3 protein-coding genes are annotated in these 2,749 nt (G+C 41.7%); all 3 read left to right on the top strand.

Going from position 1 to position 2,749, the window contains the following annotated elements; translation table 11 throughout:
• The coding region (locus tag ELS82_RS26750) for a hypothetical protein (RefSeq protein ID WP_208733284.1) at nt 1-200 on the top strand (200 nt) is incomplete at its 5' end.
• 789 nt (nt 201-989) lie between these two features.
• Nucleotides 990-2,015: a S66 family peptidase gene (locus ELS82_RS24060; RefSeq protein WP_134837661.1), complete on the top strand. Its 1,026-nt coding sequence runs from the start codon at nt 990-992 to the stop codon at nt 2,013-2,015.
• A 189-nt stretch (nt 2,016-2,204) separates the two neighbouring features.
• Nucleotides 2,205-2,465, top strand: coding sequence for a hypothetical protein (locus ELS82_RS24055; RefSeq protein WP_134837663.1), 261 nt, complete (start codon nt 2,205-2,207; stop codon nt 2,463-2,465).
• Nucleotides 2,466-2,749: the final 284 nt, after the last annotated feature.

Below are 2,749 nucleotides of genomic sequence, written 5' to 3'. Positions count from 1 at the left end.
TTCATTGTCAGGTCGTGGCGGTCGGCTTTTCATTTTACTGGCTCAAAGTCGCTTTTAGGTTCATAACCAAGCAACATTTCAGCTTGGCAGTTGCCTCGGCAATTCAACATTGTTTTGCGCTTCGGTTGGAAAGACAGGGGGCTCGTTGTTACTTGGTCGGGTTGCCTCATTGGGCAGGGAAGTGGAATTACTGGTTTTAGGTTAATCGCCTTTGGTGGCCAAGTTGGTTCTTGCCTTGTGGTTTAGCTCAGAAAATTAGTTAGAAATAGCAGTTCTTTCTCAAGTAAATCATATGTTTGTGGTAAACATAACAAATTGTTCAAGAGGGATTCGCAACGCGTGGCATTTTTACTATGCGTTGGTTTTTGTGTTTAAGGCGGTAGGCGGCGGCATCGGCATTGCGTTGCTCACCCCTTAACAAGGCGTTAGGCAAAGGGCAGAAAAGTTCTTTGTTCTAATCTTCTTGCTTCCTTTGCCCATCGTTTTTCTCGGTCGGCAATTCCGTATTGTCGGCTCAAGTTCTTGAATCACTCCAACCGTAAAACATGCCCAAGTTCGTGGGTTGCCTCATTGGATTTAAGAATTGGTTGGTGGTGAATTTCACTGGCTTAAAGTGTGGAAAGGACAAGACCCATTAAACTTAGTTATTAGCTGCCAGTTCGCAGCTTTTAGTTTCTCAGTTTTAAAAGCTACTTTGCCGCTGAACGTCTGCGTTTCGCAGTTGTTGAAACCTCGGCTGTAACATAGCAACTTCAGTAGTTCTTGAATCACAAAAAGTCAGTGGGTGATTGGTTGCTTATCGTGTTTAAGGTATTCTGTTTTCAAACCAAGTTAGTGAGTACACAGAAAATTTGCCTAACAAGCAATTCAAGCTGATTCGCAACGCTCGGCGCTTTCGGTTTCAATCGGTTTTGTGATTACGGTGAAGTGTTTGAGTGCTTTGGCAGCGTTGCTCACAACTTAATTGGGCGTTAGTTGTAGGAAGAAATATGAAATATCCAGTTCCATTAGGTAAAGGTAGTAGAGTTGCTGTTACAGCATTCTCCTCAGGTGTTCCAAGCTCGCTTCACAAGCGTTTGAACATTGTAATCGAAAACCTAAAAAAACAAGATTTTGAAGTAATTGAAGGAGAGTGCTTACGTGAAAATACGAAACATGTGAGTGCTTGTGCTAAGCATCGGGCAGCGGAATTTATGCGATTTCTGTGTGATGATAGCATTAATGCGGTTGTACCTCCTTGGGGAGGTGAGTTTGCAATGGATATACTCCCGCTACTTGACTACGAGAAATTGCAAACCGTTAAGCCCAAATGGATTTTGGGGTATTCAGATGTAAGTACGGTTTCTACGGCTTTAATGACAAAACTCGGTTGGGTAACGGTTCATTGCTCGAACCTAATGGATCTCCATCCTAATGAGCCTGATTGGCTCACATCTAGTACCTTGAATTGGTTAACAAAGGATGAAGGTTCATCTTTTGAACAGCATTCATCGAAGTACTATCAAATAGATGGTACTTCATTTTCAGATGATCCTAACTTTACTTTAAATACAACAGAGCCGACAGTCTGGAAGGTATCGGGAAATAAAGAGATTGTATTCAGTGGTCGCCTTGTTGGGGGCTGTTTTGACACCATGATGCACTTAATTGGCACTGAATATTTTGATATTCATCTTTTGCACAAAAGATTCAAAAACGATGGTCTCATCCTCTATTTAGAAAACGTAGAAATGTCTCCAACAGTTTTTAAGCGAGCACTTCAAAGCTTAAAATATAAAGGTGTATTTGAACTCTGCAATGGACTACTCATTGGCAGGAGTTCGGTACTAGATAAATGCGGCAAAGACATTACCATTGAAGAAGCGTTAACTGAAGTAACTAAGGACTTGGAGATTCCTGTTGTCTATGATGTTGATATTGGTCATTTACCGCCAAATATGACAATACTAAATGGCTCATATGCTGAGGTCGTTGTGAATGGTAACGCAGGTAAAATACGTCAAACGCTGAAATAAACAACTAACAAAGCATTTAAGAGTGATTCGCAACGCTTGGCAGTTTCGCTTCGCTCAAGTATAGCCAAGCGTCGCTCACACCTTAATGCGGCGTTATGCGCTTGAAGGTGAATGCTAGATCTATTCCCTAGAATTTACTCGTTAACTGCCTGATAATAGGGCGATATGTTTCGATTAAAAGGTGTCAGTATGGAGTCGAAAGCCGAGTTATTGGCTTTACTCAGTCAAGAATATTGTGATTACTGCGAAATTCCAGCGACTGAAGTGCAGCAAAAGCGTGAAAAGAAGTCATTTATTAACGGTCTTATGACGGCATGTAGAGTCATTGGGATTAGCTTTGATGAGCTGAATGAAATTGTTGGCGCAAATACAGCTTCAAAATTTGAAAGTCTAGACGACAAGCTCGCTATTCCGACTTACATACGAAATCAGGTCGAATTGGAGCGATAGCGAGCTAATCAGCAACGCGCATAACAAAGCGTTTAAGACAGATTCGCAACGCTCGGCATTTTCGGTTTACTTTGAATTTAGTGTTTACGGCACAATGGTTTAGGTTAGGTGGTCTGCGTTGCTCACTACTTAACGCGGCGTTATGTTTACTTGTATTTCAAAGGCTTAAATGTCTCAGGCTCTAGTTCTTTGTCCCTCTGGCAATTCGTCTCTAGTAGACTCAGCAAATCAGTATTGTCGGCCTAAATTCTTGAATCTCTCTAGCCGTAAAACATGCCAATTTT

This window comes from Vibrio ouci (assembly GCF_004551525.1).
Classification (GTDB): domain Bacteria; phylum Pseudomonadota; class Gammaproteobacteria; order Enterobacterales; family Vibrionaceae; genus Vibrio; species Vibrio ouci.
This window is presented reverse-complemented; position numbering and strand designations above follow the sequence as displayed.

Excerpts from the sequence above, each read along its gene's own strand:
- ELS82_RS24060 (WP_134837661.1), top strand. The coding sequence starts at position 990 with ATGAAATATCCAGTTCCATTAGGTAAAGGTAGTAGAGTTGCTGTTACA.
- ELS82_RS24055 (WP_134837663.1), top strand. The coding sequence starts at position 2,205 with ATGGAGTCGAAAGCCGAGTTATTGGCTTTACTCAGTCAAGAATATTGT.